General features: G+C 69.0%; 31 protein-coding genes. 3 read left to right on the top strand and 28 right to left on the bottom strand.

The genetic code is table 11. The annotated features are described in order from the left end of the window. The first annotated feature begins 237 nt into the window (after positions 1-237). Entirely contained in the window at positions 238-1,800 is a 1,563-nt protein-coding gene (locus tag POL72_RS40140) for a serine/threonine protein kinase (protein WP_272102136.1), read from the top strand. A 106-nt stretch (positions 1,801-1,906) separates the two neighbouring features. Here POL72_RS40140 and POL72_RS40135 read toward each other — a convergent pair whose 3' ends face one another. The 4 genes from POL72_RS40135 to rho all read right to left on the bottom strand — a co-directional run bounded on the left by POL72_RS40135 (position 1,907) and on the right by rho (position 8,158). Beyond that, positions 1,907-3,580, bottom strand: coding sequence for a sensor histidine kinase (locus POL72_RS40135; RefSeq protein ID WP_272102135.1), 1,674 nt, complete (start codon positions 3,578-3,580; stop codon positions 1,907-1,909). Then, positions 3,577-4,671: a (Fe-S)-binding protein gene (locus tag POL72_RS40130; protein ID WP_272102134.1), complete on the bottom strand. Its 1,095-nt coding sequence runs from the start codon at positions 4,669-4,671 to the stop codon at positions 3,577-3,579. Before POL72_RS40130 ends, POL72_RS40135 begins: the two co-directional genes overlap by 4 nt. A 49-nt stretch (positions 4,672-4,720) precedes the next feature. Then, the gene (locus POL72_RS40125) at positions 4,721-6,808 is read right to left on the bottom strand and encodes a GAF domain-containing protein (protein ID WP_272102133.1); all 2,088 of its coding nucleotides are present in this window, start codon (positions 6,806-6,808) and stop codon (positions 4,721-4,723) included. Between the two features lie 102 nt (positions 6,809-6,910). Further along, positions 6,911-8,158 carry a transcription termination factor Rho gene (gene rho, locus POL72_RS40120; protein WP_012240541.1) on the bottom strand — a complete coding sequence of 416 codons (1,248 nt, stop codon included), beginning with the start codon at positions 8,156-8,158 and terminating at the stop codon, positions 6,911-6,913. A gap of 420 nt (positions 8,159-8,578) precedes the next feature. On the opposite strand from rho, the gene yccX reads away from it, so the two are divergent. After that, positions 8,579-8,857, top strand: a complete 279-nt coding sequence (gene yccX, locus POL72_RS40115; RefSeq protein ID WP_272102132.1) for an acylphosphatase — start codon at positions 8,579-8,581, stop codon at positions 8,855-8,857. Positions 8,858-8,862: 5 nt separating this feature from the next. Continuing rightward, entirely contained in the window at positions 8,863-11,016 is a 2,154-nt protein-coding gene (locus tag POL72_RS40110) for a tetratricopeptide repeat protein (RefSeq protein ID WP_272102131.1), read from the top strand. Between the two features lie 145 nt (positions 11,017-11,161). On the opposite strand, the gene rplQ is transcribed toward POL72_RS40110, so the two are convergent. From rplQ to rplV, 24 genes are all read right to left on the bottom strand, one after another. Then, entirely contained in the window at positions 11,162-11,680 is a 519-nt protein-coding gene (rplQ, locus tag POL72_RS40105) for a 50S ribosomal protein L17 (RefSeq protein ID WP_272102130.1), read from the bottom strand. Positions 11,681-11,700: 20 nt separating this feature from the next. Beyond that, the gene (locus tag POL72_RS40100) at positions 11,701-12,741 is read right to left on the bottom strand and encodes a DNA-directed RNA polymerase subunit alpha (RefSeq protein WP_012240545.1); all 1,041 of its coding nucleotides are present in this window, start codon (positions 12,739-12,741) and stop codon (positions 11,701-11,703) included. 208 nt (positions 12,742-12,949) lie between these two features. Beyond that, on the bottom strand, positions 12,950-13,579 hold the full coding sequence (rpsD, locus tag POL72_RS40095) for a 30S ribosomal protein S4 (protein ID WP_272102129.1): 630 nt from the start codon (positions 13,577-13,579) through the stop codon (positions 12,950-12,952). 11 nt (positions 13,580-13,590) lie between these two features. Further along, complete coding sequence (gene rpsK / locus POL72_RS40090) at positions 13,591-14,001, bottom strand: 30S ribosomal protein S11 (RefSeq protein ID WP_272102128.1); 411 nt, start codon at positions 13,999-14,001, stop codon at positions 13,591-13,593. Positions 14,002-14,021: 20 nt separating this feature from the next. Then, the gene (gene rpsM / locus POL72_RS40085; RefSeq protein WP_012240548.1) at positions 14,022-14,402 is read right to left on the bottom strand and encodes a 30S ribosomal protein S13; all 381 of its coding nucleotides are present in this window, start codon (positions 14,400-14,402) and stop codon (positions 14,022-14,024) included. 43 nt (positions 14,403-14,445) lie between these two features. Then, positions 14,446-14,562 (bottom strand): 50S ribosomal protein L36, encoded by a 117-nt coding sequence (rpmJ, locus tag POL72_RS40080; RefSeq protein ID WP_012240549.1) that lies wholly within the window; start codon positions 14,560-14,562, stop codon positions 14,446-14,448. A gap of 30 nt (positions 14,563-14,592) precedes the next feature. Continuing rightward, positions 14,593-14,844, bottom strand: a complete 252-nt coding sequence (gene infA / locus POL72_RS40075) for a translation initiation factor IF-1 (protein WP_012240550.1) — start codon at positions 14,842-14,844, stop codon at positions 14,593-14,595. Beyond that, positions 14,841-15,482 carry an adenylate kinase gene (locus tag POL72_RS40070; RefSeq protein ID WP_272102127.1) on the bottom strand — a complete coding sequence of 214 codons (642 nt, stop codon included), beginning with the start codon at positions 15,480-15,482 and terminating at the stop codon, positions 14,841-14,843. The genes infA and POL72_RS40070 overlap by 4 nt, the downstream gene beginning before the upstream one ends. Positions 15,483-15,492: 10 nt before the next feature. Then, the gene (gene secY / locus POL72_RS40065) at positions 15,493-16,821 is read right to left on the bottom strand and encodes a preprotein translocase subunit SecY (protein ID WP_272102126.1); all 1,329 of its coding nucleotides are present in this window, start codon (positions 16,819-16,821) and stop codon (positions 15,493-15,495) included. A gap of 44 nt (positions 16,822-16,865) precedes the next feature. Continuing rightward, positions 16,866-17,357: a 50S ribosomal protein L15 gene (gene rplO / locus POL72_RS40060; RefSeq protein WP_272102125.1), complete on the bottom strand. Its 492-nt coding sequence runs from the start codon at positions 17,355-17,357 to the stop codon at positions 16,866-16,868. 49 nt (positions 17,358-17,406) lie between these two features. Next, positions 17,407-17,610: a 50S ribosomal protein L30 gene (rpmD, locus tag POL72_RS40055; RefSeq protein ID WP_272102124.1), complete on the bottom strand. Its 204-nt coding sequence runs from the start codon at positions 17,608-17,610 to the stop codon at positions 17,407-17,409. After that, positions 17,607-18,224: a 30S ribosomal protein S5 gene (gene rpsE / locus POL72_RS40050; RefSeq protein ID WP_307730676.1), complete on the bottom strand. Its 618-nt coding sequence runs from the start codon at positions 18,222-18,224 to the stop codon at positions 17,607-17,609. Before rpsE ends, rpmD begins: the two co-directional genes overlap by 4 nt. A 79-nt stretch (positions 18,225-18,303) precedes the next feature. Continuing rightward, positions 18,304-18,663: a 50S ribosomal protein L18 gene (rplR, locus tag POL72_RS40045; RefSeq protein WP_012240556.1), complete on the bottom strand. Its 360-nt coding sequence runs from the start codon at positions 18,661-18,663 to the stop codon at positions 18,304-18,306. 47 nt (positions 18,664-18,710) lie between these two features. Next, positions 18,711-19,328 (bottom strand): 50S ribosomal protein L6, encoded by a 618-nt coding sequence (gene rplF, locus POL72_RS40040; protein ID WP_272102123.1) that lies wholly within the window; start codon positions 19,326-19,328, stop codon positions 18,711-18,713. Further along, on the bottom strand, positions 19,328-19,723 hold the full coding sequence (rpsH, locus tag POL72_RS40035) for a 30S ribosomal protein S8 (RefSeq protein ID WP_272102122.1): 396 nt from the start codon (positions 19,721-19,723) through the stop codon (positions 19,328-19,330). The genes rplF and rpsH overlap by 1 nt, the downstream gene beginning before the upstream one ends. 4 nt (positions 19,724-19,727) lie before the next feature. Next, positions 19,728-19,913, bottom strand: coding sequence for a type Z 30S ribosomal protein S14 (locus POL72_RS40030; protein ID WP_012240559.1), 186 nt, complete (start codon positions 19,911-19,913; stop codon positions 19,728-19,730). 10 nt (positions 19,914-19,923) lie between these two features. Further along, complete coding sequence (rplE, locus tag POL72_RS40025; RefSeq protein ID WP_373372293.1) at positions 19,924-20,649, bottom strand: 50S ribosomal protein L5; 726 nt, start codon at positions 20,647-20,649, stop codon at positions 19,924-19,926. A gap of 2 nt (positions 20,650-20,651) precedes the next feature. Continuing rightward, complete coding sequence (gene rplX, locus POL72_RS40020; protein WP_272102121.1) at positions 20,652-20,969, bottom strand: 50S ribosomal protein L24; 318 nt, start codon at positions 20,967-20,969, stop codon at positions 20,652-20,654. Next, the gene (rplN, locus tag POL72_RS40015; protein ID WP_012240562.1) at positions 20,969-21,337 is read right to left on the bottom strand and encodes a 50S ribosomal protein L14; all 369 of its coding nucleotides are present in this window, start codon (positions 21,335-21,337) and stop codon (positions 20,969-20,971) included. Before rplN ends, rplX begins: the two co-directional genes overlap by 1 nt. Positions 21,338-21,341: 4 nt before the next feature. Next, positions 21,342-21,692, bottom strand: a complete 351-nt coding sequence (rpsQ, locus tag POL72_RS40010) for a 30S ribosomal protein S17 (protein ID WP_276597801.1) — start codon at positions 21,690-21,692, stop codon at positions 21,342-21,344. 2 nt (positions 21,693-21,694) lie between these two features. After that, positions 21,695-21,898, bottom strand: a complete 204-nt coding sequence (rpmC, locus tag POL72_RS40005; RefSeq protein ID WP_272102120.1) for a 50S ribosomal protein L29 — start codon at positions 21,896-21,898, stop codon at positions 21,695-21,697. Positions 21,899-21,906: 8 nt separating this feature from the next. Beyond that, positions 21,907-22,320, bottom strand: a complete 414-nt coding sequence (gene rplP / locus POL72_RS40000) for a 50S ribosomal protein L16 (protein WP_012240565.1) — start codon at positions 22,318-22,320, stop codon at positions 21,907-21,909. 12 nt (positions 22,321-22,332) lie between these two features. After that, on the bottom strand, positions 22,333-23,025 hold the full coding sequence (gene rpsC, locus POL72_RS39995; protein ID WP_061609597.1) for a 30S ribosomal protein S3: 693 nt from the start codon (positions 23,023-23,025) through the stop codon (positions 22,333-22,335). A 17-nt stretch (positions 23,026-23,042) separates the two neighbouring features. Then, the gene (gene rplV, locus POL72_RS39990; protein ID WP_012240567.1) at positions 23,043-23,381 is read right to left on the bottom strand and encodes a 50S ribosomal protein L22; all 339 of its coding nucleotides are present in this window, start codon (positions 23,379-23,381) and stop codon (positions 23,043-23,045) included. Positions 23,382-23,691: the final 310 nt, after the last annotated feature.

The following is a 23,691-nucleotide window of genomic DNA, read 5'->3' as shown; positions in this document are numbered from 1 at the left end:
GGGGCGCGGCCGTGCCCCTGCGACCGACGCGAGGACGCCGCGCGCGACGGGGCAGCGCCTGCCCCTCGGCGAAGGGGAGGAGACCCCACGGAAGAGCTCGATCCCGCGGCCCTTCCGCCGCGCTGGGCGCTGGGAAGAGCGACCGCGGCCCGCGACTTACGGTCGGATCACCTCGTTCGCGCCGGAGAATTTGATCCTCCGCATCGGCGCGGAGGATACTCTGGGGCGAGGGCGCGCTTGGAGCTCGAAGCTGGAACCGTCGTTGCGAACCGGTATCGCATCATCCGCCAGCTCGGCCGCGGCGGCATGGGCGAGGTGTTCGCCGCGGAGAACATCCGCACCGGCCGCCAGGTGGCGATCAAGCTCCTGCGCGCCGAGTCGAAGGCCAAGTCGTCCGCGGCCGAGCGGTTCCGGCGCGAGGCGCGCGCCGCGGGATCCATCAACAGCGATCACGTCACCGAGATCCTCGACGTCGAGGAGGACCCCGAGCACGGCATCGTCCTCGTGTTCGAGCTGCTCGAGGGCGAGTCGCTGATCGATCGGCTGAAGCGGACGGGACCGATCGATTTCGAGGAGCTGCACCCGATCATCGAGCAGGTCTGGATGGGGCTCGCCGACGCGCACCGCGCCGGCATCATCCACCGCGATCTGAAGCCGTCGAACGTGTACATCGAGGCGCGCCCCGACGGGTCGAAGCGGGTCAAGATCCTCGACTTCGGCATCTCCAAGCTGCCGAAGGAGATGGGAGCGGAGACGCTGACCGAGATGGGCCAGAGCCTGGGCACGTTCTCGTTCATGCCGCCCGAGCAGATCGGCAAGGCGAAGACGGTCGACCACCGCGCGGACATCTACGCCTGCGCCACGATGATCTACCAGTCGATGAGCGGCCAGCTGCCTTACCAGGCGCGCAACCTGCTCATCATGGTCGAAATGAAGCAGAAGACCAACGCGCGGACGCTGGCCGAGGCGATGGACGGGCCCGTCGACCCGCGGCTCGAGGCGTTCCTCGCGAAGGGGCTGGCGCGAGAGCCCGCGGACCGCTTCCAGAGCGCGCTCGAGGGGCTCACCGCCTGGCGGGAGCTGCGGCCGGCGAGGAGCTCCAGCCATCCGGTCAGCGGCTCACCCAGCTCCACGCTGCCGGCAAGCAGCGCCTCCGGCCATGCGCGCAGCTCGCCCATCCCGCCAGCGCACCAGAGCTACAAGCCGCCGTCCTCCGGCGCGGTCAAGCTCCCGGTGCCACCGATCGATCCCATCTTGATCCGCACGGCGACCGACCCGGGGGCGCAACCGCGGGTCGAGGCCATGGTGCGCCCGCACGGCGAGCCTGAGCGGGCGGCCCACCTCCTCGCGGAGCCGCCGCTCACGCAGAACGAGGGCCAGCTCCCGCCTTACATGCCCGGCGGGCGCGCGCCGGGCGGGCAGACGGCGGTGGCGCCCGCCCAATGGACCGGTCCGAACGGCACCATGGTGCTCAACAACGCGCTCAGAGATCTCGTGCCCCCGCTCGTATCCCACCCCGTGACGCCGCGGACGCTCCCGGATTTTTCCGAGGACAGCTCGGGCGGGTCGACGACCGGCCAGGGTCCGACGCTTGTCTACAAACCCGTGCGGCCAAGCATGGACTCGGCAAGCCCGGGGCCTGCCACCGTCGGTGAGCCAGGGCCGCTCGAGCAGCGGCCTCCGGCGCCGCCGGCGCGGACGCTCCGAACCATCGTCTATGTGCTCGCGGCGATCCTGTTCGCCGTGGTGGGCTTCTTCCTCATGGGGCTCGCCCTCCAGTACCTGGACATGCCGAGATAGTCCGCGCTGCGGCCCCGCGTCGGACGTGCCGCGCTCCGCCGCGCGAGCGAGCCGCGGCCGGAGCGGCTCGCTCTCCGCCGCGCGAGCGAGCCGCGGCCGGAGCGGCTCACAGCATCGCGTCCGCGGCGCGGCCCTGGACCGGTGAGCGCCCGGCGGGCAGCGCGATCCGGAACCGCGTGCCCCCCGCCTCGCGCGGCTCGCACGAGATCGTGCCGCCGTGCGCCTCGATGATGTCCCGCGTGACCGCGAGCCCGAGCCCCGTGCCGCGCTGCTTCGTCGTGAAGAAGGGGTCGAAGATGGACGCGCGCAGCTCCTCCGGCACGCCGAGGCCCGTGTCGTCGACCGCGATGGTCGCGGCGCCGCTCGAGAAGCTGACGCTCACGACGATCTCGCCGCCCTTCGGCATCGCCTCGCGCGCGTTGCGGAGCAAATTCAGGAGCGCCTGACGGATCTGCGACTCGTCGAGGAGGATCTCGGGCCCCGCCTCTTCCACCTCGACGCGAACCGCGACGCCGGCGCGGTCGAGCTCGGGCCTCACGAACGCCACCAGCTCCTGCACCAGGTCGTCCACCCGCTCTGGCTCCAGGCGCGGGCGGGGGCGGCGGGCGACGCTGAGGTACTGCTCGGCGATGCGGGACAGGCGGTCCACCTCGGCCCGGATGGCCGTGACGAGCTGCGCCGACTCCTTCATCACGGGCCTCAGCTCGGCGTCAGGCATGTCCGCCGCGGAGGCGCGCGCCACCTCCTCCTCGAGCAGCTCGAGGTTCAGCCCGATCGACGACAGCGGGTTCCTGATCTCGTGCGTGACGTGCGCGGCCATCTTCCCGATCGCCGCCAGCCGCTCGGCGTTCACGAGCTCGGCGCGCGCGCGGCGGATCGCGGCGACCATGTCCTCGAACGTCGTCGCGAGCTCGCCGATCTCGTCGTTCGTGGCGAGCGCCTGCTTCGGGGTGAGGTCGCCGCGCGCGACGGCGTTGGCCCGCTCGGTGACCGCGGTCAGCGGGGCGAGCACGCGCCGCGCGTACAGCGACATCATCACGCCGACGAGGAGCGTCAGCACGCCCAGCCCGAGGAGCAGGTGCATCGAGCGCTCCTCGCGCAGCTCCGCCTCGTCGGTGAGGCTCTGCATCTGCCCCTCGACGCGGCTCCTGATCGCCCGCAGCCGCTGCGCGCCCTCGACCTCCCGCTTGACGAGCTCGTCGCGCGTGCGCTCGGCGAGCTCGCGGTCGCCGACGGCGAGCGCCTGGAAGAGCTGAGCGAACCGCTCCGGGCTGGCGCCGACGAGCCGCTCGATCGCCGCCACCTCGGCCGCGACCTCGTCGCTGAACCGGCGGACGCCGGACGACGCGGCCGTCTGCCCGAGGCGGGCGTCCCCGCCGGTCGCCTTCTCATCGCCGGCGAGCGCCCGGGCGGCGTCCTTGACGATCGAGAACGCGAGCGGACGGGTCCGCCGCGCGGTCTCGATCCACTCGCGCACGTCCCCCGGGTTCTTCGCGGCGGTGATGTGGTTCAGCTGGGCGTTGAAGACGTTCTGCTCGGCCAGGACCTCGCCGATGCGGAGCAGCAGCGGGACGTACCCGGCGCGCAGCAGCTGGGCGTCGCGCGAAGCTGCCCGCAGCGCCTGGACGCTCCAGCCGACGGTCAGCGCGAAGGCGGCGAGCACCACGAGGTAGCTCGCGAGGAGCCTCCCCGCGACCGTGCGCCGCTTCTGAGGCGCGCGCTCCTCCGGCCCCGCAGCGCCGCCGCGCGCCTCGTCCGCGGCTGGCGGCGGCGCGGTCATCGCGGCGCGACGGCCCGCGCGACGAGGCTCGCGAGGTCCTCCGCCGGCTCGCCCCGCGTCCTGAACCGCCGGAGGCTCTGCGCGCAGTGCGTCACGAGCAGCCCGCCGCCGAGCGCGCGGTGCTCCGCGATCCTGCCGTCGGCGATGGCGGCGGACGACGCGGGGCGCGTGGCGGGCAGGAGGCCGCCGCCGCCGCTGCAGTCGGCGTGCTCGCGGCGGTGGATGAACTCCTCCGGCGGGCGCCCCGTGATGCGGGCGAGGATCTCCCGGGGCGCGTCGTAGCGATCGAGGCCGCGCCCGAGCTGGCAGGGATCGTGGTAGCGCACCCGCCGCTCCGACGCCGATCGCTGCAGCCGGTCGAGCGACGAGCGCGCGAGATCGACGAACAGCTCCGGGCCCTTCACGCTCACGCCCACGCGCGGGTACTCGACGCGCACGGCGCGCGCGCACCCGGGATCGACGGCGACGAAGCGCCCCCCGGGCGCGACCTCCGCGGCGAGCCGCCGCGCGGCGGCCTCGAAGCCCGGACGATCGCCGGCGTACAGGAGCGGCAGCCCGCAGCAGGCGCGCACCGGGCGGGTCGGGGCGCCCGTCAGCGCTTCGGTCGCGTCGAGCGCGTCGCGCGCGACGTCCGGCGCGTGACGCGCGTAGCCGCAGCCGATCAGCACGTGGACCGCGTCGGGCGCGGCCGCGGCCGACCGAGAGCGCGCGTCGAGCTCACCGGCGCGGCCCTCCTCGCGGGCCGAGAAGCGCTCCGCCACGCGCCTGGCCCCCTCCGGCGCGAGATCGCGCGCGAAGAGCTCCGCGCGCGCGTCCGTCAGCACGGTGGCCACCTCGTTCTTGTGATCGCAGCGCTCGCGGCACCCGAAGCACGCGGAGCACGCCCAGGCCGGATCCGCGTGGCCTGGGTCGAGCGGCACGTCGCCGCGCGCGGCGAAGTACGCCATCGACATCTTCCCCCACGGCGTCACCGTCTCGTTCGCCTCGACGTTCGACACGGGGCAGGCGGCGCGGGAGAGCTTGGGGCAGTAGACGCACTTCTCGAGCGACGTCCGGTGCGGCTCGAGGAGCTTCAGGCGGAGCTGGGACACCGTTCGAGTCTCTCCATCGGGTGCGCCTCGCGCAAGCGGCGGGGGCGCGTCAGGCGTCAGAGCCGTTGCTGGACGAGCGTCGGCCCCGCTCGTTCACGGGAGTGACGGAGGGAGCTGAGCCCGCCGGCCTGCGGCGGGAGATGCCCTCGTGGACGACCGGCGCGACGCTCGCGCCCGCCTTGGTCGCCGAGCCGCCGTCCGTCGACGCCAGCTGAGGCTGCCCCCCTGCGGTCCCAGCAGACCGCGACGGCGCGCTCTCCTGAGGCAGGCGGATGGTGAACTTCGCGCCCTTGTCGGACGACGCGACCGTGATCGTCCCGGCGTGCTCGTCGACGATCTTCTTCACGATCGCGAGCCCGAGGCCGGTGCCGCCGCGCTTTCCGGAGGTCACGAACGACTGGAAGAGGCGGCCCTGGATCTCCTTGGGGATCCCCTTCCCGGTGTCCGCGACGCAGATCGCGAGGTCGCCCTCGTCGCGGTAGGCGCGGATCGTCACCGTGCCCCCGCCTGGCCGCATCGCCTCGACCGCGTTGCGGACCAGGTTGTGCAGGAGCCGCGTCATCTTCGCCTCGTCGAAGCGCGCGGTCCCTCGGTCCTCGAGCTCCAGGGAGAGCGAGACGCCGGTCCCGGCGAGCTCGTGCGCCAGCTGCTTCTCGATGTCGCCGAAGAACTTGGTCAAGTAGACCTTGCGCACGAGGATGCTCCGCTCGCCGCGCGCGAACTCCAGCACCTCGCGCTGCATCGCGCTGATCACGTCGAACTGCTTGAGGATCAGCCGCGCGTGGTCCTCCCTCGTCGCCGCGTCGGGAGCGCTCGCCATGAGCTGGACGTAGCCGCTGATCACCGTGAGCGGCGTGCGCATGTCGTGCATCACCCCCGAGAGCAACCGCCCGATCGTGGTGAGCCGCTCGCTCTGCTCCCGCTCGAGGCGCGATCGGAACAGCCGCAGCGCGGTCGACGCGTTCGCCGACACGAGCCGCAGCAGCGCGCGATCGTCCTTCGAGAAGCCGTGGGGGTGCCTGGAGTTGTAGAGGGCCATGGAGCCGATCGGCACCGCGTCCTCGCCCTCGAGCGGCACGGCGATCGCCGTCCGGAGCTCCGCGCCGACGAGCTGGGCGAGCCGCGGCGACACGAGCGTGTCGTCCGGCTCCTCGCCCCCGCCCTCGCGCGAGAAGCACACGGCCTCGTTGTTCACCATGGCGCGCCCCACGACCCCTTCGCCGCGGCGCATCGCGATGCGCTTCACCGCCGGCCTCGGGGCGGCCCCGCCCACGACGCCCTCCGGCTCATCGCCGAGCGCGGGCGCGCGGGGCGGCGCGCTGCCCCCGTCGAACGCCGTGAGATCGAAGAAATAGAGGAACAGCCCGCCCTCGATCTCGTCGACGAGCATCCCCCCCGCCCGCGCCTCGCACGCCCTGCCGGCCTCCGTGATGACCGCGCGCGCGAGGTCCTCCATCGTGGTCGCGCGGCCCATCGCGCTCTCGAGGTCGAAGAGCAGCTTGAGATCGCTCACGCGGTGCTCAAGCTGCTCCTTCGTCTCCACGAGCTGCGTGTTCTTCTGGATCACCGAGAGGAACAGCCTCGAGTTGTCGATCGAGACGGCCGCCTGCGTCGCCAGCGCGCTCAGGAGCTCCTCGTCATGGACCGAGAACTCCCCCTCCCCGTGTTTGTTCAGGACCTGGATGACCCCGATCGTCCGGCCGACGTGGTTCTTCATCGGCGCGGCGAGGATCGAGCGGGTGCGGTACCCCGTGACCTCGTCCCAGTCGCGCTGGAACCGGCGATCCCGGTAGGCGTCCTTCACGCGGACCGTCCGCCCCATCTTGGCGACGTGGCCCGCGATCCCCGCGCCGACGGGAAGCTCGATCGCGCGCGCCTCCTCGCCGATGATGATGCGCGACAAGAGCCGCTGCCGCTGCTCGTCGAGCAGGTAGAGGGTGGCTCGGTCCGCGTCGAGCAGCTCGGTGATCTTGTTCAGGATCAGCGCGAGGAGCTGGTCGAGATCCAGGGTGCTGCCAAGGGCGAGCCCGACGTCCCGGAGCGCCTGCACCGTCTTGTCGGCGTGGGCGAGGCGCGCCTCGAGCTCCTGTATGCGAGCCTGCAGCGCCTTCGTGCGTTGTTCCGCCTTCGCGGTCACCAGAAGACGCTAACACGACTTCGCCCGGAGGAGCGCGCGCGCGGGCCCCCGCGCGAACGAGAGCGCTCCCGACGACCGCCGAAAGCGCCCGAGGACGTGCGGCTACTGGTTCATGCTCTCGAGGAATTCCTGATTGGTCTCGGTGCGGCTCACCTTGTCCAGCAGGAATTCCATCGAGTCGATGACGTTGAGGGGGTGCAGCAGCTGGCGGAGCAGCCACACGCGCTGGAGGATCCACTCCGGCAGCAGCAGCTCTTCCTTGCGGGTCGCGCTCTTGTTGATGTCGAGGCAGGGGAAGATCCGCTTCTCCATCAGCTTGCGATCCAGGTGGATCTCGCTGTTACCCGTGCCCTTGAACTCCTCGAAGATGACCTCGTCCATGCGCGAACCCGTGTCGACGAGCGCGGTGGCGACGATCGTCAGCGACCCGCCCTCCTCGACGTTGCGCGCGGCGCCGAAGAACCGCTTCGGCTTGTGCAGCGCGTTCGAGTCGACGCCGCCGGAGAGGATCTTGCCGCTCGGCGGGACGACCGTGTTGTACGCGCGCGCCAGGCGGGTGATCGAGTCGAGCAAGATCACGACGTCGTGCTTGTGCTCGACGAGGCGCTTCGCCTTCTCGATCACCATCTCGGCCACCTGCACGTGCCGCGTCGGGGGCTCGTCGAAGGTCGAGCTGATCACCTCGCCCTTCACGGTGCGCTGCATGTCGGTCACCTCCTCCGGGCGCTCGTCGATGAGCAGCACGATCAGCGTCGTGTCCGGGTGGTTCGCGGAGATCGCGTTGGCGATCTGCTGGAGCAGCACCGTCTTGCCCGCGCGGGGCGGCGAGACGATGAGGCAGCGCTGCCCCTTCCCGATGGGGCAGAGCATGTCGATGATGCGGGTCGAGAAGCTCTTCGTCCCGTTCTCGATGTTGAACTTCTGCTGCGGGTAGAGGGGCGTGAGGTTGTCGAACAGGATCTTGTCGCGGGCGACCTCGGGGGGCTCGCCGTTGATCTTGTCGACCTTGAGCAGCGCGAAGTACGCCTCGCGCTCCTTGGGCGGCCGGATGGAGCCGCTCACGCTGTCGCCGGTGCGGAGGTTGAAGCGCCGGATCTGGGACGGCGAGACGTAGATGTCGTCCGGACCCGGCAGGTAGTTGTAGTCCGGCGCCCGGAGGAAGCCGAAGCCGTCGGGCAGGCATTCGAGCACGCCCTCGCCGTAGACCGGCTGGTCCTGCGCCGCGTGGGCCTGCAGGAGAGCGAAGATGACCTCCTGCTTGCGCAGCCCGGCAGCGCCCTCGATGTTGAGCCCCTTCGCCATCTGGACGAGCTCGGCCATCGGTTTCTGCTTCAGTTCCCTGAGGTGCATGAGTCGGAAAGCTCCAGGATGCGACGGCGCGTGCCCTGTCAAGGGCGTGGAGGCCGTCGGTCGTTGGTTTTTTGGTTGGGGAGGGTCAGCGGGTCGGACCCGAGGCGGGGCCGAGCATGTCGTCGATGTCGGCGGGTCGCCAGAGGGAAGAGGGCTCGCCTCGCAACCGGCGCCCCTCACGTTCATGTCGCTCGATCGGCGGGCTGTGCTTGCCGATCGGGCGGCGACTCTATCAAGCGCGTCTGCTCTGTCAATGCGCGGCGGGAGGCACGGACGATGCTCGCGCGTCGTGGGGCGCGGCACGGACACAGGTCGTCCGCGCCGTCCTTGCGTGAGACGGCGAGGGCGAACTGTCCGTGGCCACCAGGTGCTGCCTGAAGTTGCCTCCCCCCGAACGCGCGGCTAAGTCAAGCTGGTTCCATGGGGCTCAAACAGGTTCAGCTGTTCGTCCGCGGTCGCGTCCAGGGCGTCTTCTTTCGTGCCTCCACGCAGCGCGAGGCCAAGCGGCTCGGCCTCACCGGCTGGGTGAAAAACCGCTCCGACGGCGCCGTCGAGGTCCTCGCCGAGGGGGAGGAGGACGAGCTGAAGGAGCTCATCGCCTGGGCGAACCGCGGCCCGAGCGCCGCGCGCGTCGAGCGCGTCGACGTCCGGTGGCGGGGCTTCTCCGGCGATTTCTTCGACTTTCGCATCACGGATTGATGCGCTTGGCACGCAGCTCGTCGGATCCGAGGGGCGCAGGGGCGCGATCGGCGCGGCGGCGCACGCCGGCGTGCGCGTGGCTCGCCCTGATTGGCCTGCTCGCAGCCACGCCGCTCTCGGCGCCTCCGGCGCGCGCCGCCGGCGAGCGCGACGCGGGCACGTCCGCGCCGGCCTCCTCCGCGCTCCCGGAGCTCCCGCGCCTCGCCCCGATCGCTCGACCTGAGCCCGACATCACCGCGGTCCGCGAGCTCGACCGGTTGCTCGACCAGCTCACGTCCGAGGACGCGCGCTCGCGGGAGAACGCCCGCGCGGCCCTCGACGAGCCGATCCCTGGCATCGTCGATGCGGTGCGGCTGCGCGTTCAGGACATCCGCGGCTCGCTCGATCGGGGCGCGGCGCCTCGCGTGCTCGCGGAAGCGCGCAGAGAAGGCCGCAAGGCGTTGAAGGGCGAGAAGGGGGAGGACGCGCGCGACGGCAACAAGAAGAAGGCCGCGGACCCGAAGGCCGACAAGGGCGCGAAGAAGGGCGCCGGCGACGCGAAGAAGGGCGCCGGCGATGCGAAGAGGGGCGCCGGTGACGCCAAGAAGGGCGCTGGCGACGCGAAGAAGGACGCCAAGGCCGACCAGGGCGCCAAGAAGGACGCCGGCGACGCGAAGGACGCAAAGAAGGACACCAAGGCCGACCAGAGCGCCAAGAAGGGCGCTGACGACGAGAAGGACGAGGGGGACTGGCTGGACTTCATGCTGGCCGCGGCGCGGCCGCGGGACAGCGCGTGGCGCGATGTCGTCAAGCTGCTCGCGATGGAGCGGATGCTCGTCGCTGCAGGCACGACGCCTGCGGTCCGCGAGCTCATCGCGCTGCACGCCTATTTCGGCGAGCTGCTCCGCATCGATCTCCAGCGGCAGGTGGCCAAGCTCCGCGACAAGGCGGTCCCCGCGCTGATCGAGGCGCGCCAGCACGACGCCAAGATCGTCCAGCGGTGGGCCAACAAGCAGCTCGACCTGCTCGGCCGGGCGATCCCCGGCGAGGCGATCGCGTCGAACGACACGCAGATCCTCGCCGACGTCCTCCGCGCCTATGGTCGCGTCCGGGACGTGGACGCCATGCGCGTGGTCCTCAGCTTCTGCAACAGCGACCGCGCGCGGCTGCGCGACGCCGCGCGGGAGGCGATCTCCGCGATCGGCGAGCCCGGCATCTGGCAGCTCCGCGACGCCTACCTGGACCTCACCGGCGCGAAGCCGCCGCGCGAATGGTCGTGGGACCGTGTCGCGCGCGAGCTCTTCGGGACGTACGATCGCGCGCGCCTCGCGGAGGTGTACAAGCTGATGGACGAGGGCGTCGCCGCGGCGAGTGCGGGCAAGCCCGCCGAGGCCACCGAGGCGTTCGACAAGGTCCTCGCCCGCGCGCCGCTCTTCGAGCGCCGCAAGGAGATGGTGGACGCCTACGTGGAGCGGGCGCGCTCGCTGCCCGCCGACCGGCGCGACGACGCGCTCGCCATGCTGCGCAAGGCGCTGCGCCTCGACGCGCCAGGCGAGCGCGCGAAGAAGATCGAAGCGGAGATCGCCTACCTCGAGGGCGCGCTCCTCATCGAGCGCGGCACGCCGGACAAGTTCGTGCTGGAGCGCGCGATCGAGCTCGACCCTTCCAACGCCGGCGCGAGGGCGGCGCTCGCCTCCCTCGGAGACAAGGTCGCCGAGCGGAAGAGCCAGACGAACCGCCACATCGCCGCGGGAGCGGTAGGTCTCGCCGCGGTGCTCTCGATGTTCTTCATCGCCCGGCGTCGGAGCGCCCCATCGCCCGCGAGAGGGCAAGGCGGCACCATTCCTCCGCCGCCGACTGCCTCTCCTGCTTCGGTGTCGCCGCCGACCGCCTCTCCTGCTTCGGTGTCACCGCCGACCGCCTCTCCTGCCTCGGCGCCGTCCCCTTCCCCGCCGGCCGCCTCTCCTGCCTCGGCGCCGTCCTCTCCGCCGCCGACCGCCTCTCCTGCCTCGGCACCACCCCGAACGCAGGACAGCGCCGCTCCTCCGCAGCCCTCGACGCCTCCCGAGCCGGCCCCGCCCGCCGCCTCGAACGCGGACCCTGATCTGCCGGCACAGCCTCTCGAGAAGGCGGAATCGCGGAGCGAAGACGCCCCTGAAGCCGGCGCGCGCGACCGTTGAGCCGTCGAGCGCGCCGGCCCCACGCAGCGGTCTGTCCCTGATTCCTGGCGGGGCTCACAAAGCAGAAACGCCGGGCGAGCTGAGCGCTCTCCCGGCGTCCTGTCTTCGACTGCGCCGGCGCCATGCGGCGCCGGCTGCGTCTGGCTCAGCCGGCGGTCGTCGCCGGGGTGGCCGGCTCCGCCGCGACGACCGGCTCGGCGGCCTGCGAAGGCGCGTCCGCGACCGGCGGCGCGTCGATGAACTCGATGAGGCTCATCTGCGCCGAGTCACCGCGGCGCGGACCGAGCTTGATGATCCGCGTGTAGCCACCCGGCCGCCCCTCGAAGCGCTTCGAGAGATCGATCATCACCTTCGCGATGATGTCGACCTTCTTGCCATCGGTCGCGACCCCCCAGCGAGGGATGTAGCTGCCCACGAGCCGCTCGGCGTGGAGCCGGCGCGCTCTGTCGCCGGGGCTGAGCTCTCCGTGCGCGGTGTACGCGACCTTGCCGAGCCGCGTCGCCTTGGTGATGAGCCGCTCGGCCACCCGCCGCAGCTCCTTCGCCTTGGCGTCGGTCGTCTCGATCCGCTCGTGGGTGATCAGGTTCGCCGTCAGGTTGCGAAGCATCGCCCTGCGGCTGGAGGTGTCCCGACCAAACTGCCTGCCCGCTTTCTTGTGACGCATGACGTTCCCTCAGTACCGACTCACGCCTGCGCCTGCTGCGCCTTCCAGCGCTCGAGGAGCTGCGGCCAGTTGTCGATCTTCATCCCGAGCGAGAGCCCCATGTTCGCGAGGATCTCTTTGATTTCCTTCAGCGACTTGCGACCGAAGTTCTTGGTCTTGAGCATGTCCTGCTCGGTCCGCTGCACGAGCTCGCCGATGAGCGTGATGTTCGCGTTCTGCAAGCAGTTCGCGGAGCGGACGCTGAGCTCGAGCTCCTCGACGGAGCGGAACAGGTTCTCGTTGAGCGGCTCGTCGTCGCTCATCACCGCCTGGTAGCTCGTCTCCTCGCTCTCCTCGAAGTTGACCCAGATGGAGAGCTGCTCCTTGAGGATCTTCGCGGCGAAGGCGACCGCATCCGCGGGCGAGACGGACCCGTTGGTCCAGACCTCGAGCGTGAGCTTGTCGTAATCGGTCACCTGCCCGACGCGGGCGTTCTGCACGGTGTAGTTCACCTTGCGGATCGGCGAGAACAGCGCGTCGATCGGGATCGTCCCGATCGGCATGGTCGGCGTCTTGTTGCGCTCGGCGGGCACGTAGCCGCGGCCCACGTTGACCGTGAGCTCCATCGAGAGCGGGCCCTTCTTGTCGAGCACGGCGATGAGGTGGTCGGGGTTGAGCACCGACAGACCCTCGACCAGCTGGATATCGCGCGCGTACACGGGCCCGGGCCCCTCGCGATCGATCCGCACCGAGTACGTCTTCGGGGTGGCCGCCTTGAAGACGACCTCCTTCACGTTGAGGATGATGTCGCTGACGTCCTCGACCACGTCCGGCACGGTCGTGAACTCGTGCAGCGCGCCCTCGATGCGGATGGCCGTCGCGGCCGCCCCCTGAAGGGAGGAGAGCAGCACGCGGCGCAGCGAGTTGCCGATCGTGATCCCGAAGCCGCGCTCCAGGGGCTCACACGTGAACTTGGCGTAGAACTGGGTCCCGCTCTCCGCGTCGATCGAGATGCCCTTGGGCCGGATCAGATCGCGCCAGTTACGGGCGATCATCGTGAGGTTCGGGTTGTTCATCGTCATGGCGATCTCCTTCCTTCATGAGGTTTGCGCGGAGGTCTCACGCCGCGGCCGCACTCGACCGATCGGCGCCGCCTCCTGCCCGCATCCTAGGCTCCATGCCCCCGCGCGAGAGCGCGGGACGGCGACGCCGAGGGGAGCCAGCAGCGAGCGAGCGCACCCTGCAAGGTGCGCTCGCGACGCCGCCCTCCTCCGCGCCGCCCTCGCGCGATCAGCGCGAGTAGTACTCGACGACGAGCTGCTCGCGGATCTCGGGCTCGTTGAGATCCTCGCGGATCGGCGCGCCCTTGATCGCGCCGGTGAACGCCGCGCGATCCACGTCGATCCAGCTCGCGACCGGCCGCTTGTCCGCGCCGCCGACGGAGGCGAGGACGCTCTTGAACTTGCGCGCCCCCTCGGTGAGCTCGACCCGGTCACCGGCCCGAACGACGTAGCTCGGGATGTCCAGCCGCTTGCCGTTCACGTGCACGTGCCCGTGCCGGACGAGCTGGCGCGCCTCGGCGCGAGACGAGCCGAAGCCCATCCGATGCACCACGTTGTCGAGCCGCCGCTCCAGCAGCCCGAGCATCTCCTCGCCCGTCCGGCCCTTGCGCCGGTTGGCCTCCTGGAAATACCCGCTGAACTGCCGCTCGAGCACGCCGTAGATGCGACGCACCTTTTGCTTCTCGCGCAGGCGCACCGCGTACTCGCTCAGCTTGATGCGCCCCTGGCCGTGCTGGCCCGGGGGATACGGGCGCCGCGTGTACGCGCACTTCTCGGAGTAGCACCGCTCGCCCTTGAGGTAGAGCTTCATCCCCTCGCGGCGGCAGAGCTTGCAGACCGGACCAATGTAGCGAGCCATCGTGAATTACCTCAAACCCTGCGCCGCTTGGGCGGCCGGCAACCGTTGTGGGGGATCGGCGTGACGTCGCGGATCAGCGTCACCTTGAAGCCAGCGGTCTGGAGCGCACGGAGCGCGCTCTCGCGCCCCGCCCCCGGCCCCTTCACGAACACGGCGACCGAGCGCATCCCGTGCTCCTGCGCCCGGCGCGCCGCCTCTTCCGCCGCCAGCTGCGCGGCGAACGGCGTCGACTTGCGCGATCCCTTGAAGCCGCGAGCGCCAGCGGACGACCACGCGATCGCGTTGCCGTTGATGTCCGTGATCGTCACGACCGTGTTGTTGAAGGTCGACTGAATGTGCGCGATGCCCGCGGAGACATTCTTCTTGACCTTCTTCTTCTGCTTGGCCTTCGTTGTAGCGGCAGCCGTCTTCGCTTGCGCCATGGCGTCCTAATCCCCGCTCGTCACTTGGTCGCGGCAGGACGCCGCTGCAACATGCCCTTGCGCGGTCCCTTTCGGGTGCGCGCGTTCGTATGCGTCCTCTGCCCGTTCGCCGGGAGCCCGCGCCGGTGGCGGAGCCCTCGGTAGCAGCCGAGGTCCATGAGCCGCTTGATGTTGAGCTGCACCTCGCGCCGCAGGTCGCCCTCGACCTTGTACTCGGCGTCCAGGAGGTCGCGGATCGCCTTCACCTCAGCGTCGCTGAGCTCCTCGACCCGCTTGTTCTGCGGAATGTTGGTCTTCTCGCAGATTTGCAAGGCGAGGGTCCGCCCGATACCGAACAGGTACGGCAGGGCGTAGGCGACATGCTTCCGACGCGGGAGATCGACACCAGCGATACGAGCCATGGTTACTCCAAACCGAAACGAGGGCGGGCTTCCGCCGAAAGAGCTAATTCCCCTGGCGCTGCTTGTGGCGGGGATTCTCGCAGATGATCCGAACGACACCACGCCGCCTGACCACCTTGCACTTGTCGCAAATCTTCTTGACGCTCGGGCGCACCTTCACGGGGAGCCTCCAGATTCCTCAAAAACTACGTTACTTGTGCCGGTACGTGATCCGGCCACGGCTCGGGTCATACGGCGAGACCTCGACGGTCACGCGGTCGCCCGGCAGGATCTTGATGTAGTACTGCCGCATCCGGCCGCTGATGGTCGCGAGGACGCCGAGGCCGTTGTCCGCCTTCACGCGAAACATGGCGTTCGGCAGGGCCTCTTGAACCACGCCGTCGAACTCGAGCTTGTCGCCCTTCGGTTCCTTCGGCGGTCTGGTCTGATTCTTACGCCTCATTCTCCACCCGAGCCCGGCCGGCCAATGGCCGACAGCACCCTGTGCGTCACGTCTTCAGGCTTCCCGACCCCATCGACGCGATGCAGCAGCTTCTTCTGCTCGTAGAACGGCAGAAGCGCGGCCGTCATCGCCTCGTAGGCATCGAGACGCTTTGCAACAGCCTCGGGCCGATCATCGGCCCGATGCTCTAGCTCCGCACCGGGGGGCGGCGGATTATAGACGAGATGATATATCTGTCCACTTCGTTTGTCAGTGCGGCGATGGATCAACCGTTCCTCGAGCAGGGGACGCGCCACGTCCAGCTGGATCACCGCGTCGATCCGGGTACCGCCCTGGCTGGCGAGCAGCTCGTCGAGCGCGTCCGCCTGCGGCACCGTCCTGGGAAATCCGTCCAGGAGGAAGCCATTGCTGCAGTCGGGCTCGACCGTCCTGCGCGCGATGAGGCCGATGACAGCCTCATCGGGCAGGAGTCCGCCAGAGTCCATGATGTCCAGATAGCGCTTCTCCAGCGTCCCCGACCGCTTTGCCTCGCGCAGCATGTCGCCTGTCGAGATTTGCGGGATGCCGAAGCGGGCGCACAGCAGCTTCGCCTGCGTACCCTTCCCAGCTCCAGGAGGCCCCACCAGAACCAAGATCATTTGCCCTCCATCACGCTTCCGGGAGCCTGCGGCCCCGGATGCGGGTGGCACCGGGGCCCGTCAGCCCCTCGTAGCTCCGCGTGATCAGGTGCGCCTCCAGCTGGTTCACGGTGTCGAGCGCGACGCCGACGACGATCATCAGCGACGTGCCTCCGAAGCCGAAGGGGACACGCAGGAGGTTGCCGACGATCGAGGGCACCACGCACACCGCGGCGACATAGAGCGCGCCGCCCACGGTGATCCGCTGGATCACGCGGTGGATGTAGTCCGCCGTCTGCTTGCCTGGCCTGATCCCGGGGATATTTGCCTGTTGCTTCTTCAGGTTCTCCGCGACGTCCACCGGCTGGAATGTGACGTTCGTGTAGAAGAAGCAGAAGAAGATGATGAGCAGCGCGTAGCCGGTGTTGAAGACCCAGTCCCCCCGGTTGATGATCGCCTGGAGGTGGTCGGCCCCGGGGACGTTCATGTTCGCGAGCGTCTGCGGGAACATCAGCAGCGACGACGCGAAGATGGGGGGGATGGTCCCGGACGTGTTCACCTTCAGCGGCAGGTGCGCCGTCTGCCCGCCGTAGACGCGGCGACCGACCTGGCGCCGCGAGTACACGATCGGGATCTGACGCCTGCCGTTCTCGAAGAAGGCGATGATGGCGATGACGAACACGATGAACGCGACGACCGCGGCCATCGTCAGGGGCTGGAGATCGCCCGCGTTCTGGGCGAAGTAGTTGCCGAGCTCCGCCGGGATGCGCGTGACGATGCTGGCGAAGATCAGGAGCGAGACGCCGTTCGAGACGCCGCGCTCCGTGATCTGCTCGCCGATCCACATCAGGAACGCCGTCCCGGTCGTCAGCGTGATGACCGTCATCAGCTGAAAGCCGATGCCGGGGTGGTTCACGATCCCGGCCCCGGTCTCGCTGCTCGACAGGCCCTCGAGCATCTTCGCGATCGAGAAGGCCTGGAACAGCGAGAGCGCGACCGTGCCGTACCGCGTGTACTGATCGATCCGCCGGCGGCCCTGCTCGCCCTCTTTCCGCAGCTCGTCGATGGGCTTGTAGACCATGCCCATGAGCTGCATGATGATCGAGGCCGAGATGTACGGCATGATCCCGAGCGCGAAGATCGACAGGTTCTCCAGCGCGCCGCCCGAGAACATGTTGAAGAAGCTCAGGAGCCCGCCGGACTGCTTCGCGACGTACTGCCGCATCGCGTTCCGGTCGACGCCGGGCGTCGTCACGAAGACGCCGACCCGGTAGACCGCGAGCATCACCAGGGTGAAGATCACGCGTCGCCGGAGCTCGGGGATCTTGTGAAAGTTGGTGATTCCCGCGAGGCTGGCCATAGGCGATCCTGGACTCCGGCTTGGTGGGTGCGCGTGCGCGCTGGCTACGAGGACGAGGAGTCCGTCGAGTTGCCCTGGGGTGCAGGCGCCGCGAGCACGACCGCCTTGCCCCCCGCCTTCTCGATCTTCTCGACCGCTCCCTTGGAGAAGCGGTGCGCCGTCACCGTGAGCTTCTTCGTGAGCTCACCGTCGCCGAGGATCTTCAGCACGTCGAACCGCCCCTGCACGAGGCGGCGCTCGTGGAGCGCGATCAGATCGACCTGGGCGCCATCGTCGAACGCCTCGAGCGCACCGACGTTGACGTTGACGACGATGTCCGCGAGCGGGTTGCGGAAGCCACGCTTCGGGAGGCGACGCTGGATCGGCGTCTGCCCGCCCTGGAAGTGCTTCTTGTTGATGTTGCCGCCGGCCCGCGCCTTCTGCCCTTTTTGTCCGCGGCCAGACGTCTTGCCGACGCCCGAGCCCACGCCACGGCCAACGCGGAGCCTCTTGGTTACGGCGCCTTCAGGGGCTTGGAGCTTAGAGAGAATGTCCATGTTTCACACTTCCGTACGCGGCGACTCCGCTGGATGACGATCTCGCTTCTCAGGCCTTCGAGGAGGTCGCACCGTCGGCGACCTCCTCGACCTCGACGAGGTGGAGGATCTTCTTCACCATGCCACGGAACGACGGCGTGTTCGCGACGACCACCTCGGACCCCGGCCCACGCAGGCCGAGCCCCTTGATGATCTTGCGGGTGTGCTCGACCTGGCCGATGTTGCTGGCCTTCTGACGTACCCGGAGCTTCACTGCGAGCCTCCTTCACCGCCGCCGCTCGGTGCACCACCACCGCCGCCCGGCTTCCCGGGGGGCGGCGCGACGCTCGCGCGCCGTCGACCCGCGGTGTTCGTGCCACCGCGGCGCTGGTAGTCGAGCGAGTCGAGCTGCATCGACCGCTTCCCGGCGACGCTCTCCGGGCTCTTGAGCCCACGGAGCGCCGCGACGGTCGCGTGCACGACGTTGTGCGGGTTGCTCGTGCCGAGCGACTTCGACAGCACGTCGTGGATCCCCGCCGACTCGACGACGGCGCGCACCGCGCCGCCGGCGATGACGCCCGTCCCAGGGCTGGCCGGCTTCAGCAGGACCTTGCCCGCCCCGACGTGGCCGAACGAGTCGTGCGGGATGGTCACGCCGTCCAGCGGGATGCGGAACAGGTTCTTGCGAGCCTGATCGTTCCCCTTGCGGATGGCCTCCGGCACCTCGTTCGCCTTGCCCAGGCCGATGCCCACGTGCCCCGCTTCGTCGCCCACCACGACCAGCGCCGAGAAGCTGAAGCGCCGGCCGCCCTTGACGACCTTGGCGACGCGGTTGATGTGGATGACTCGCTCTTTCAGCTTCTCTTCGTCGACATGATCGAACGCCATAACCGTCCTCTATCACGTTCTCCGCCGCGGCAGTTGACCGCGCCCGCTGCCCTCACCATCAGGGCAGCGGCTGTGGGAGTCAGAAATCGAGACCTGCCTCGCGCGCCGCCTGGGCGAGGGCGCTGACGCGCCCATGATACAGATAGCCGTTGCGGTCGAAGACGACCTTGTCGATCTGCCTCTCTTTGCAGATCCTCGCGATCAGCGCCCCGACCTTCTTCGCCGCCTCGACCTTGTTGTCCTCGTCGAGGGAGCCCTTGAGGTCCTTCGACAGCGTCGAAGCGTGGGCGAGGGTCTTGCCGCTCACGTCGTCGATGACCTGAGCGTAAATGTGCTTCGAGCTGCGGAAGACGCTGAGGCGCGGGCGCTCCGGCGTCCCCTCGACCTTCTTGCGGATGCGGAGCTTCCGGCGCTCCCGACCGACGATTTTCATGCCCATGACCGTCTCGTCCCTCGGTGCAGCGGCGTAAACGCCGCCGCTCGCCTTTACTTCTTGCCGCCCTTGCCGGCCTTGCCAGCCTTCTCCCGCACGCGCTCGCCGCGGTAACGGACGCCCTTGCCGCCGTACGGCTCCGGCGGCCTGAAGCCACGGATCGTCGCGGCCGTCTGCCCGATGAGCTCCTTGTCCGCGCCCGTCAGGACGAGGATCGTGCCCTTCGAGTCCGCCGGGATCGTCGCCGTGAGCCCCGTGGGCACCGGGAACGTCACCGGGTGGGAGAAGCCGAGGGCGAAGTTCAGCGTCGTGCCCTTGAGCTCGACGCGATAGCCGGTCCCCTTGAGCTCGAGCGTACGCTCGTAGCCCTCGGCGACGCCCTTCACCATCGCGGCCACGAGCGCCCGGGTGAGGCCCTGGAGGCGCGACCCGTCGCGCCCCGGCGCCACCGAGCTCACGTGCAGCTTGCCGCCGTCGAGCTTGATATCCACCTTGTCGGTGATCGCGCGGGAGAGCTGTCCCTTCGGGCCCTTGACGTCGATCTTCCGGCCGTTGACGGTCGCGGTGACCCCCTTCGGCAGCTCGATCGGGCGCTTGCCGACGCGCGACGTCTTCGGAGCGAGCCGGCTGTCACCGTTCGCGGGCTGGGCTGCGTTCGCCTGAGCTTCCATCACCACACCTCGCAGATCAGCTCGCCGCCCATCTTGAGGCGACGCGCATCCCTGTCGCTCATGAGCCCGCGGGACGTGCTCAGGATCGAGATCCCGAGCCCGCTGAACACGCGCGGGATCCTGTCGTGACGCACGTACACGCGGCGCCCGGGGCGGGAGACGCGGCGCACGCCGTCGATCGCGCTCTGACGATCGCGCCCGTACTTGAGCACGATCGTGAGCTTCTTGGGACCCTCGCCCTCGGTCTCGCGCACGTCGGCGATAAAGCCTTCGGACTTGAGGATCTCCGCGACCGCGGCCTTGATGCGGCTCGCGGGGATCTCGGTCCGGTCGTGCCGCGCGAGCGCCGCGTTGCGAATGCGGGTCAGCATGTCGGCGATGGGATCGGTCATCATAGAATCACCAGCTGGCCTTGATCACACCAGGGAGCTCACCACGGAGCGCGAACAACCGAAGGCAGACGCGGCAGAGCTCGAAGTCGCGGTAGTAAGCGCGCGCGCGCCCGCACACCTTGCAACGGTTCTTGTGCCGCGTAGAAAACTTCGGCGGACGGTTCAGCTTCGCAAACTCTTTTGCACGGGCCATCGAAAATCCCTCAATGCCGGAACGGGATGCCAAGCTCGGTCAGGAGCGCGCGTCCTTCTTCGTCCGTCTTCGCCGTGGTCACGAACGAGATGTTGAGCCCCTTCACGACATCGATCTTGTCGTAGTCGATCTCGGGGAAGATGATCTGCTCGCGCAGGCCCATCGTGAAGTTGCCCTTGCCGTCGAACCCCTTCGGGCTAACGCCCTTGAAGTCGCGAACACGCGGAAGAGAGAACGCGATCAGGCGATCCACGAACTCCCACATCCGCTCGGCACGCAGGGTCACCATCACCCCGATGGGCAGGTTCTCGCGCAGCTTGAAGGTCGCGATCGACTTCCGGGCACGGGTCACCACCGGCTTCTGGCCGGAGATCGCCCGCATGTCCTCGACGGCGGAGTCGATGATCTTCGGGTTCTGCACCGCGGCGCCGAGACCCATGTTGATGACCACCTTCTGCAGGCGGGGCACCATCATCGGGTTCTTGTAGCCGAACTTCTTCGCGAGCGCGGCCGTCACGCTCTTCCTGTAGTGCGTGCGCAGCCGGGGAGCGTAGTTCGGGTCGCGCGGGCGATCCTCGGCCGGCCCGGAGGCCTCGGCCTCGGAGCCCTTGGCCTTCGCGCCCTTGGCTTCCTTGCTCTTGGCGGGCGCCTGAGGCTTGGCCTGCTGCGGCTTGGGCTTGTCCTTGCCCTTGCCGGCGTCCTTGGCCGCCTTGTCCTTGTCCTTCTTGTCCGCCATGGCTAGCCCACACCGATCGCGCTGCCGCTCTTGCCGACGCGCGTCTTCTTGCCGTCCTCACCGACGCGCACCTTCACGCGCGTCGGCTTGCCCGTCGCCGGATCGACCGGCATGACATTCGAGGCGTGAATCGGCGCCTCCTTGGTGATCTTCCCGCCCTCCTGGTTGCGCGGCGTGGGCCGCTGGTGGCGGGTCACCGTGTTCAGGCCTTCCACGACCACGCGATCCTCGTCAGCGAGGATCTTCGTGATGCGGCCCTGCTTCCCCTCCTCCTTGCCGCTGATGACCTGCACGAGGTCACCGACCCTGAGGCGCTTCATCAGAGGACCTCCGGAGCGAGAGAGATGATCTTCATGAACTTCTTCGCGCGGAGCTCGCGAGCGACCGGCCCGAAGATGCGGGTGCCGATCGGCTCCTTCTCCTTGTTGATGAGGACCGCGCTGTTCCCATCGAACTTGATGTAGCTGCCGTCCGAGCGCTGGTACTCCCGGGCGGTGCGGACGACGACGGCGCGCGCCGTCTCGCCCTTCTTCACCTTGGTGCCCGGCAACGCCTCCTTGATCGAGACGACGATGACGTCGCCGAGGGCGGCGTACTTGCGGCGCGAGCCGCCGAGCACCTTGATGCACTTCACGATTCGGGCGCCGGAGTTGTCCGCGACCTCGAGATGCGTCGACACCTGGATCATGGCGCTACTCCTCCACCGGGCGGGCAACGAGCTTGGTCACGAGCCACCGCTTGTCGCGGGAGATCGGCCTGTGCTCCGTGATCTCGACGCGATCGCCCACCTTGTACTGGTTCGTCTCGTCGTGCGCCTTGTAGCGCTCCCGCTGACGGACGTACTTCTTGTACACAGGGTCGAGCGCGTTCCGGATGACCTCGACGGTGACCGTCTTGTTCATCTTGTCGCTGGTCACCTTGCCGACCAGCTTGCGCCGGAAGCCGTGCGCCTTCGCCTCGGTCTCAGCCTGCGCAGGCGCTGCGGCTGCCAGCTCGGGCGCCGCAGCGACCGGCTGCTGGGTCTCTGCCTTCTTCTTCGCCATGGCTACGCCTTCTCCTCGGCACGCGCACGCTGCGTGAGGATCGTCTTCACCCGCGCGAGATCCCGCTTCGACTTGCGGATCGTCGCCGTGTCGTTCAGCCGATTCGTGAAATTCTTGAACCGCGCCTCGAACAGGCCCGCCGCCAGAGACTTCTCGAGCTCGCGCAGGTGCTCGGTGGTGCGTTCACGCAAATCCTTCGCCTTCATCGCCTACCTCACGTCAGCCCGCGGGCGAGGAACTTGCACTGCATCGGGAGCTTGTGCGACGCGAGGCGGAACGCCTCCTTCGCAGTCTCCTCGCTCACGCCGCTGATCTCGTACATCACGCGGCCCGGCTGCACGAGCGCGCACCACTCCTCGGGCGCGCCCTTGCCCCCACCCATGCGGACCTCGAGCGGCTTCTTCGTCACCGGACGGTCCGGGAAGATGCGGATCCAGAGCTTGCCCGCGCGCTTCACGTGCCGCTGGATCGCCATACGAGCCGCCTCGATCTGCCGCGAGGTGACGCGGGCAGGCTCGACGCACTGGAGCGCAAAGTCGCCGAAGGAGACGTCGCTGCCCGTCATGGCGAGGCCGCGGTTGTTCCCCTTCTGCATCTTGCGGAACTTGGTTCGCTTCGGAGACAGCATTCTGCAATCCCTCTACTGGATCCGGCGCGCCTTACGCTGCAGGACCTCGCCCTTGAACATCCAGACCTTCACGCCGATGATGCCGACCTTCGTCTTCGCCTCGGCCAGGCCGAACTCGATGTCGGCGCGGAGCGTGTGCAGCGGCACCCGGCCCTCGCGGTAGGTCTCGACGCGGCTCATCTCGCTGCCACCGAGCCTGCCGGCGCAGCGCACGCGGATGCCCTTCGCGCCGAACTTCATCGCGGTGGCCACCGCCTTCTTCATCGCCCGGCGGAACGCGATCCGGCGCTCGAGCTGCGTCGCGATGTTCTCGGCGACGAGCTGCGCGTTGGTCTCGGCCTTCCGGACCTCCTGCACGTCGATGAACACCTCGTTGTCGGTGAACGACGACACGCCGGGGAAGAGCGTCTCACCCTTGGACGCGGTGCCGACGTTCCCGCTCTTCAGCGTCTCGATGCCCTTGCCGCCCTTGCCGATCACCATGCCCGGGCGGGCGGTGAAGACGATCACCTTCGCGCGGTTGGCGGCGCGCTCGATCTCCACGCCGGCGATGTTGGCGTTGTAGAGGTACTGCTTGATCGCGCGCTTGATGCGGATGTCCTGGTGGAGCCACTTCTGATACGCAGCGCCGTCCTCGTACCACTTGCTGCTCCACGTCTTGATGACACCGACGCGGAAGCCATACGGATGGGTCTTTTGTCCCATATCGGCAGGTCCTCTACTTACTTTCTCTCGTCGACTTCGATGACGATGTGCGACACGCCCTTGGTAATCCGGGTCGCACGGCCCATCGCGCGCGGCCGCCAGCGGCGGTTGAACTTGTTCGGCCCCTTGTCGACGGTGGCCTTGCTGATGAAGAGCGCGTCGATGTCGGCGCCCGCCTGCTGGGCGTTCGCGACCGCGCTCTCGATGATCTTCCGCAGGACGGGGGCGCCGCTCTTCTGCGTGAACGAGAGCAACTGGATCGCCTCGTCCGCGTCGCGACCTCGGACGAGATCGGCGATCATGCGAGCCTTGCGCGGGGCGATCCGCGAAAACATCGCACTGGCTTTGCTTACCATTCGAGATACCTCGCGACACCGGCGGGCGGAGTGACTCCGTACCGGGTTTCGGTTCGCTGCGAACCGGTTGCACCGTCGTACGCTTCCGGTCCCAGCCCGACGTCCATCGACGTGGGCCCCCTTCGCGTCACCGGGGGGGTTCCCGCGGCGGCCGAAGGGGCGGAGCTGGGATCGAAGCGCCGTTACGGCTCTTCTACTGGGAGACCGGGAGGACACCCGATCGCCCGGGAAAACGGAGCGCGGTGATTACCAGCGGGAGGCGCGGTACGCAAGCGCGATCCTTCCGCCCCCTTTCAGTTTGTTTCGCGCG

Origin of the sequence: Sorangium aterium (genome assembly GCF_028368935.1) — a bacterium.
Classification (GTDB): Bacteria; Myxococcota_A; Polyangia; order Polyangiales; family Polyangiaceae; genus Sorangium; species Sorangium atrum.
This window is presented reverse-complemented; position numbering and strand designations above follow the sequence as displayed.

Excerpts from the sequence above, each read along its gene's own strand:
- POL72_RS40135 (WP_272102135.1), bottom strand. The coding sequence starts at position 3,580 with ATGACCGCGCCGCCGCCAGCCGCGGACGAGGCGCGCGGCGGCGCTGCG.
- rho (WP_012240541.1), bottom strand. The coding sequence starts at position 8,158 with ATGCACCTCAGGGAACTGAAGCAGAAACCGATGGCCGAGCTCGTCCAG.
- yccX (WP_272102132.1), top strand. The coding sequence starts at position 8,579 with ATGGGGCTCAAACAGGTTCAGCTGTTCGTCCGCGGTCGCGTCCAGGGC.
- rplQ (WP_272102130.1), bottom strand. The coding sequence starts at position 11,680 with ATGCGTCACAAGAAAGCGGGCAGGCAGTTTGGTCGGGACACCTCCAGC.
- POL72_RS40100 (WP_012240545.1), bottom strand. The coding sequence starts at position 12,741 with ATGACGATGAACAACCCGAACCTCACGATGATCGCCCGTAACTGGCGC.
- rpsD (WP_272102129.1), bottom strand. The coding sequence starts at position 13,579 with ATGGCTCGCTACATTGGTCCGGTCTGCAAGCTCTGCCGCCGCGAGGGG.
- rpsK (WP_272102128.1), bottom strand. The coding sequence starts at position 14,001 with ATGGCGCAAGCGAAGACGGCTGCCGCTACAACGAAGGCCAAGCAGAAG.
- rpsM (WP_012240548.1), bottom strand. The coding sequence starts at position 14,402 with ATGGCTCGTATCGCTGGTGTCGATCTCCCGCGTCGGAAGCATGTCGCC.
- infA (WP_012240550.1), bottom strand. The coding sequence starts at position 14,844 with ATGAGGCGTAAGAATCAGACCAGACCGCCGAAGGAACCGAAGGGCGAC.
- POL72_RS40070 (WP_272102127.1), bottom strand. The coding sequence starts at position 15,482 with ATGATCTTGGTTCTGGTGGGGCCTCCTGGAGCTGGGAAGGGTACGCAG.
- secY (WP_272102126.1), bottom strand. The coding sequence starts at position 16,821 with ATGGCCAGCCTCGCGGGAATCACCAACTTTCACAAGATCCCCGAGCTC.
- rplO (WP_272102125.1), bottom strand. The coding sequence starts at position 17,357 with ATGGACATTCTCTCTAAGCTCCAAGCCCCTGAAGGCGCCGTAACCAAG.
- rpsE (WP_307730676.1), bottom strand. The coding sequence starts at position 18,224 with ATGGCGTTCGATCATGTCGACGAAGAGAAGCTGAAAGAGCGAGTCATC.
- rplR (WP_012240556.1), bottom strand. The coding sequence starts at position 18,663 with ATGGGCATGAAAATCGTCGGTCGGGAGCGCCGGAAGCTCCGCATCCGC.
- rplF (WP_272102123.1), bottom strand. The coding sequence starts at position 19,328 with ATGGAAGCTCAGGCGAACGCAGCCCAGCCCGCGAACGGTGACAGCCGG.
- rpsH (WP_272102122.1), bottom strand. The coding sequence starts at position 19,723 with ATGATGACCGATCCCATCGCCGACATGCTGACCCGCATTCGCAACGCG.
- POL72_RS40030 (WP_012240559.1), bottom strand. The coding sequence starts at position 19,913 with ATGGCCCGTGCAAAAGAGTTTGCGAAGCTGAACCGTCCGCCGAAGTTT.
- rplE (WP_373372293.1), bottom strand. The coding sequence starts at position 20,649 with ATGGCGGACAAGAAGGACAAGGACAAGGCGGCCAAGGACGCCGGCAAG.
- rplX (WP_272102121.1), bottom strand. The coding sequence starts at position 20,969 with ATGAAGCGCCTCAGGGTCGGTGACCTCGTGCAGGTCATCAGCGGCAAG.
- rplN (WP_012240562.1), bottom strand. The coding sequence starts at position 21,337 with ATGATCCAGGTGTCGACGCATCTCGAGGTCGCGGACAACTCCGGCGCC.
- rpsQ (WP_276597801.1), bottom strand. The coding sequence starts at position 21,692 with ATGGCGAAGAAGAAGGCAGAGACCCAGCAGCCGGTCGCTGCGGCGCCC.
- rpmC (WP_272102120.1), bottom strand. The coding sequence starts at position 21,898 with ATGAAGGCGAAGGATTTGCGTGAACGCACCACCGAGCACCTGCGCGAG.
- rplP (WP_012240565.1), bottom strand. The coding sequence starts at position 22,320 with ATGCTGTCTCCGAAGCGAACCAAGTTCCGCAAGATGCAGAAGGGGAAC.
- rpsC (WP_061609597.1), bottom strand. The coding sequence starts at position 23,025 with ATGGGACAAAAGACCCATCCGTATGGCTTCCGCGTCGGTGTCATCAAG.
- rplV (WP_012240567.1), bottom strand. The coding sequence starts at position 23,381 with ATGGTAAGCAAAGCCAGTGCGATGTTTTCGCGGATCGCCCCGCGCAAG.